This window comes from uncultured Slackia sp., assembly GCF_944321625.1.
GTDB lineage: Bacteria > Actinomycetota > Coriobacteriia > Coriobacteriales > Eggerthellaceae > Slackia.
Genome location: NZ_CALUMA010000019.1, coordinates 1 through 5,962, shown reverse-complemented (window position 1 = coordinate 5,962; position 5,962 = coordinate 1). Strand labels below are relative to the sequence as shown.

Here is a 5,962-nt window from a genome sequence, read left to right as displayed (position 1 = left end):
CCGGACGAGGTCAGTGAGGATCAGATGGTCCTGCTCGCCCGCGACATCGCCAAGAAGATCGAGAGCGAGCTCACCTATCCCGGCCAGATCAAGGTCCACGTCCTGCGTGAGACCAAGGCCGTCCGTTGTCGCGCTTGCCTTGGTGGTTTTCGCCGCGGGCCTTTTGAGTTTCCAGGTGCAAACGGGCTTCTGCTCGCCCTTGATGGGCGCGCTTTCGGGTGGACTTCTCGGACTGGCAAGCGCCCTGTTCTTCTGCGTGCTTCAGGAGTTGGTGGCAAGCCTGCGGGTCTATGTCGCAGGTATCGTGGTGTTTTCAGCAGCGGCTATCAGCGCCGGGGCTTATTTGCTCATAGGGGTGCTTCCTTCCTCGGTATCGGTGTGGATCGTCCTCTTCGCGTGTTTTCCTTTGGTTGCCGTGCTTTGCGTGACGGCGTATCGATGGTCGATGCAATTCCGCCACCCCATGTTCCATGCCTCGCCCTCCAAGAATCACGGCAAGCTAGCCCGCGCCGCGGTTGACCTGTGGCGCCCGCTGCTCTGCATTGCGTTCTCGGCGCTTCTCATCGGCATTATTCGAGCTGATACGATTATCGACGGGAGCGCACTTGGTGATGTCAATGACAGCGGAATGCTGGGGCTCCTTCTTGCATCCGTTGTTTTGCTTGGATGCTGGCGTGTGATTTATGCAAGGACGCTGCTTTCGAAGCTCCAATTGCTGATCTTTCCGCTGATCGCGACGTCGTTTTTGTTGCTGCCGTTCCTGACGGGGGAGAGCCGTGGCGTGTTCGTGTCCCTCGCGTTCACCGTGTTTTCCATCACGTCGTCGCTCATGGTGGTGACCTGCGCCCGCACGGCGCGCATGTATGCGATTCCTCCCGTGCTCGTGTTCGGCGTGTTTTCGGGCGTCGTGTACTTGGCGCTTGCGTGCGGGGCTTTGCTTTCGTATTCGTTCGGCGGTCTAAGTGGCGCCTCCACGCTCTGGCTGTTCGCTATCGCCCTGGTTGCGATATACGTGCTATCGATGGCGCTGACGCTGGGGAAGCGCCTGACCGATGGCGTGCGCAGGTCGAAGGCGGCTGAGGATGTGTCGCGGGCGAGCGCTACGACGGACGCGTTCAGCAACGATTCCGAGCTTCTTAAAGCCGATGAGGCGAGTGGCCCATCGCAGGCGGACACCGTTGCCGCTTCGGTTGGTACAACGGGCTTGCCGAAGGGCTTTTCTGATGCGGCGCGTCTCGATCGGCAATGTGCCGGCGTCGCGAAGCATTACGGACTTACTGCGCGCGAGACAGAAGTCATGACCTTGTTGGCTCACGGGCGCGACGTGGCGTTTATCGCCGAGGAGCTTACGCTTTCGAAGAACACCGTGCGCACTCATACCAAAGGCGTGTTCTCCAAGATGGGAGTCCATTCGAAACAGGAGCTCATCGACGTGGTGTATCTCTATGAGGAATGACGAGGCGTAAAGTGGCTTATAGAATGCACACCGTTTGCCCTATGAGCCCCCTATGGCCAACCTGAATCAGGGCATGAAAAAACCCGCCGAAGCGGGTTCAAATTCAAGTGGCTCCTCGGGTAGGATTCGAACCTACAACCTATCGGTTAACAGCCGAGTGCTCTGCCGTTGAGCTACCGAGGAATGATGGTGGGCGTTACAGGATTTGAACCTGTGACCCCTTCCGTGTGAAGGAAGTGCGCTCCCGCTGCGCTAAACGCCCATTTGTTTGCGCCTCAAGCGCGAGAAAGAATAATACTCGCACTGTTGCGGTTTGACAACCCCCAATTTGAACTTTTTTGCATCAAATCGAAAGGATGAACCGAAGCGGGGCTTTGCACCAGGCACAACGATCGTCTATCACGCGAGATGAATGGTGGGCCCGGCCGGATTCGAACCGACAACCAAAGGATTATGAGTCCCCTGCTCCACCGTTGAGCTACAGGCCCGTATGCCAGTTGCAAAGCTCGATTATTGTAGCGTAACGACACGTTTGCGCAAGTCTTCGAGTTTTCTTCTTGGGCCAATTTGGTTTTTTGACGGTATGGCGCGCCAAGAATCTGGAATCTCGTGGACGTTTTTTCGACTTTCCCGGATTCATATGAGGAGGGGTTACATGCCATAAAAGTTAGTTGAGTCTTTTTGCAGGGGATATGCAATGTGTTGGCACAGATAGATTAGGGTGGAACGGTTGTTTGTCTGCGGAAAGACCCCTCCGTAATCAAATTGATTGCTTTCGGTCCGGTAAAGTCAGAAAAACGTCCACGAGCTTTTGATTTCCTGTCTGGGGCTTCAGAAGACTGCTTGCTGATTCGGGCTGGGGGTGCGGGCAATGGTTTATTGCTGACAAGGATTTACTCGGCGGGTTTTATCTTGCAGGCGGGCCTTATCCCCTTAAAGAAATCTCAGGAATCGTGCAGGCTGCGTGTGTCCTCCGTGAACTCCCCGATGATACGTGCCATTTTCGTCCGGTATCCCTACTTGACTGCTATACTGCCTCTGATACACACAGCACAGCCGGGGCTTGCCCCCGTTCGATAGGAGAATTTGATTTCGTGAAGGGACAACGCGACACCCAGTTCGATCGCGCCGGCCAAGAGGGCGCGACCGCTCGATACGGATATTCGGCTCAACACGCGCGCGGCACCGCTCCCCAGGGGGCGCGCGGCGGCATGCGTCCCGGCTCCACGGGCGCGCATGGTCGTGTGGCTCCTAACCAGACCGCATACATGCCTACGATGTCCGGCGCGCCTTCCGGTGGGCAGGGAGGCAAGGGCGGCAAGAACGCGCATGCTTCTACCAAGATGCCCGGTAAGGCGGTATTCATCGCGCTGGGCATCCTCATCGCGTTGCTTGCTATCGCCTACGGTGCCGGCGTGTATGTGTTCCATGACCGTTTCTATCCGCAGACCACGCTTGGCTCGCTCGACATCTCGATGAATACGCGCGACGAGGCGGCGGCCCAGCTTTCCGCCGTTGAGGCGAATTACGAGGTAGCGGTGAGCGGGGAAGGTCTCGACTTCACCGTAAGCGCCGCAGACGGCGGCGTGTCCATCGACGCGAATGCGGTCATCAATTCCGCTGCCCACGACGCCAACCCCTGGCTGTGGTTCATCCAGGCGTGGGGCAATCATGACGAGACCGATCATCTTGCCGCGACGAGCGACGAAGGCACGCTGGCTGATTTCATCCGCGTTCAGGTGGATGAGTTCAACGCCGATGCCGACCCTTCGGAGGATGCGACCATCGTGTACTCCAAAGATTCCGGCGCCTATGAGATCAAGCAGGAGGTCTACGGCACGCAGGTTGCTGCCGACCAGGTGGTCCAGGCCGTCGCCACGGCCATCGCCACCATGCAGGATTCCGTGCAGGTGACCGACGACATGCTGGTCAAGCCGCAGGTCCTTTCCACCGATGAACGTCTGACAAGCGGGCGCGATGCCGCCAATGACATGATTAAGTGCGACGTGACGCTCAAGTCCAGCGACACAGGCGTCCAGGCGGGCGAGGTGGACGGAAGCGTCATCTCGCAGTGGATCTCGTTCGGCGATGACTTCAAGCCCACGCTTGACGAAGAGGCCATGGGGGCCTGGATCGATGACCTGTCGAGCGCCTACAACACCATCGGCACCACGCGCACGTACACGCGCGGCGACGGCAAAGAGATTACGGCCGAGGGCGGCGACTACGGCTGGTCGGTCGATTCCGACACGCTGAAGGCCGCGGTGAAGGATGCCATCGACAAGGGTACCCAGGGCGACCTGGAGGTCTCGTTCACGTCCACGGGCAACGGCTACACCAAGGCCGGCATGGACTGGGGCGCGTACTGCGACGTCGACCTGTCGGAGCAGCATGCGTACTACTACAACGCCGCAGGCGAACTTCTGTGGGAATCCGGCATCGTAAGCGGCGTGCCCGACGCCGAGAACTCTACCCCCACCGGCATCTACTGGCTCAAGAACCTTCAGCAGGACGTCTCGCTCAAGGGCCCGATCGATCCCAAGACCAACAAGCCCGAGTGGGATTCGCCTGTGGATTACTGGATGCCTTTCGTGGGCAACCTCGTGGGTCTGCACGACGCGAGCTGGCAGCCCTCGTGGGTGTTCAGCGACGCGAGCGCCTACAAGACCTACGGCAGCCACGGATGCGTGAACCTGCCCACCAAGAAGGCGGCGCAGCTGTTCGGCATCATCCAGATTGGCGATCCGGTAATCGTCCACTGGTAGATGCAGCGCCGCAAGGCACGCCAATCCATATCCGTATTAGTTCGCGCGCGGGGGCTCGATGTGGCCTCCGCGCACGATGACGTTTAGGTGACGAATCATGATCATGCAAGTGGAACATATCTCCAAGAGCTTCGGCGGCCGCGTGCTGTTCAGCGACGCGAGCTTCCGCTTGGAGGCGCACGACCGCCTTGCGCTGGTGGGCCCCAACGGCGCCGGCAAGACCACCATGCTCAACATCATCACCGGGCACGAGGACGCCGATGAAGGGCGCATCGTGTTCGCGCGCGGGGCTCAGACGGGATACCTCGAGCAGGAAGCCATCGAGATGGAAGACCGCTCGATTTTCGAGGAGGTCATCGCCAGCCAGTCCGAGATTCTGGAGGCCGAGCGCCGTCTGGCCAAGCTGGAGGAAAGCCTGGGCGACAACCCCACTCCTCAGCAGCTTGCCGCCTGCGGGCGCGCCCGCGATCTGTACGAGTCGATGGGCGGCTATGTGCTGGAATCGCAGGTGCGAAGCGTGCTCTTTGGCCTGGGCTTCAAAGAGGAAGACATGCAGCGCTCCACCACGGAGTTCTCGGGCGGTTGGCAGATGCGCATCGCGCTGGCCAAGCTGCTCATCCGCAAGCCCGAGCTTCTGCTGCTCGACGAGCCCACCAACCACCTCGACCTCGAAAGCGTCAAATGGCTCGAGGGCTTTCTGCGCGGCTACGACGGCGCCGTCATGGTGGTTTCACACGACCGTGCCTTCATGGACAACATGGTGGATCGCGTGGCCGAGATCGATGCGGGGCATCTGACCCTGTACAAGGGCAATTACTCGTCGTATCTGAAGCAGCGCGAAGAGAATATCGAGCGCTTGAAGCAGGCCGCCGAGAAGCAGGCGGAAGAGATCGCTCACATGGAAGCATTCATTGAGCGCTTCCGCTATAAGCCTACCAAGGCGAAGCAGGTCCAGGACCGCGTGAAAAAGCTCGAAAAGATGGAGCGCATCCAGGTCCCTCAGGAGAAGAAGACCGTGCACTTCAACTTCGTACAGCCGCCGCGCACGGGAGATACGGTGGCGACCCTCGAAGGCGTCACCAAGCACTTCGGCGAGAAGCACGTCTACGACGGCCTTGACCTGACGCTGTACCGCGGCGAAAAGGTGGCGCTGGTTGGTCCCAACGGCGCCGGCAAATCGACGCTGCTCAAGATGGTGGCGGGCGTGCTTACGCCTGATGCGGGAACGATCTCTTACGGCGCGCATGTCGAGGTGTCCTACTTCGCGCAGCACCAGCTCGAGGAGCTGTATCCCGGCAACACGGTGTTCGAGGAGCTCGATCGCGTGGCGCCCGGATGGACCATCAGCCAGGTGCGCACGCTTCTGGGCGCGTTCCTTTTCCAGGGCGACGCCGTGGAAAAACGCGTGGGCGTGCTTTCGGGCGGCGAGAAGTGCCGTTTGGCGCTTGCCAAGATGCTGGTCGCCCCCGCGCCGCTTCTGTGCCTGGACGAGCCTACGAACCATCTGGACATCGCCAGCGCCGACATCCTTGAGCAGGCGCTCAAGCGCTTCGAGGGCACCATCCTGCTGATCACGCACGACCGCCACCTGATTCGCAACGTGGCAAACCGCATCATCGAGGTGACGCCCGGCAAGGTGACGGTGTACGACGGCGATTACGGCTACTACCTGTTCAAATCCGGTCAGCTGGCGGAGGGACGCGACCTTTCTGCGGCTTCCCTGGATGATTTTCTCGACCAG

General features: G+C 59.8%; 3 protein-coding genes and 3 tRNA genes. 3 read left to right on the top strand and 3 right to left on the bottom strand.

What is annotated here, in order from left to right:
• The first annotated feature begins 202 nt into the window (after window positions 1-202).
• Entirely contained in the window at window positions 203-1,456 is a 1,254-nt protein-coding gene (locus Q0J60_RS10505) for a LuxR C-terminal-related transcriptional regulator (protein WP_367178761.1), read from the top strand.
• 108 nt (window positions 1,457-1,564) lie between these two features.
• On the opposite strand, the gene Q0J60_RS01600 is transcribed toward Q0J60_RS10505, so the two are convergent.
• From Q0J60_RS01600 to Q0J60_RS01590, 3 genes are all read right to left on the bottom strand, one after another.
• Window positions 1,565-1,639 (bottom strand) — tRNA-Asn (locus Q0J60_RS01600).
• Window positions 1,640-1,643: 4 nt separating this feature from the next.
• A tRNA-Val gene (locus tag Q0J60_RS01595) sits at window positions 1,644-1,718 on the bottom strand.
• 151 nt (window positions 1,719-1,869) lie between these two features.
• Window positions 1,870-1,944 (bottom strand) — tRNA-Ile (locus Q0J60_RS01590).
• A gap of 606 nt (window positions 1,945-2,550) precedes the next feature.
• Between Q0J60_RS01590 and Q0J60_RS01585 the strand changes: the two genes are divergently transcribed.
• Window positions 2,551-4,221 carry a L,D-transpeptidase family protein gene (locus tag Q0J60_RS01585; RefSeq protein ID WP_294438448.1) on the top strand — a complete coding sequence of 557 codons (1,671 nt, stop codon included), beginning with the start codon at window positions 2,551-2,553 and terminating at the stop codon, window positions 4,219-4,221.
• 97 nt (window positions 4,222-4,318) lie between these two features.
• A partial coding sequence (gene abc-f, locus Q0J60_RS01580; protein WP_294438447.1) for a ribosomal protection-like ABC-F family protein occupies window positions 4,319-5,962 on the top strand: 1,644 nt, incomplete at its 3' end.

Coding starts and splice junctions, on each gene's coding strand:
- Q0J60_RS10505 (WP_367178761.1), top strand. CDS start 203: ATGGGCGCGCTTTCGGGTGGACTTCTCGGACTGGCAAGCGCCCTGTTC.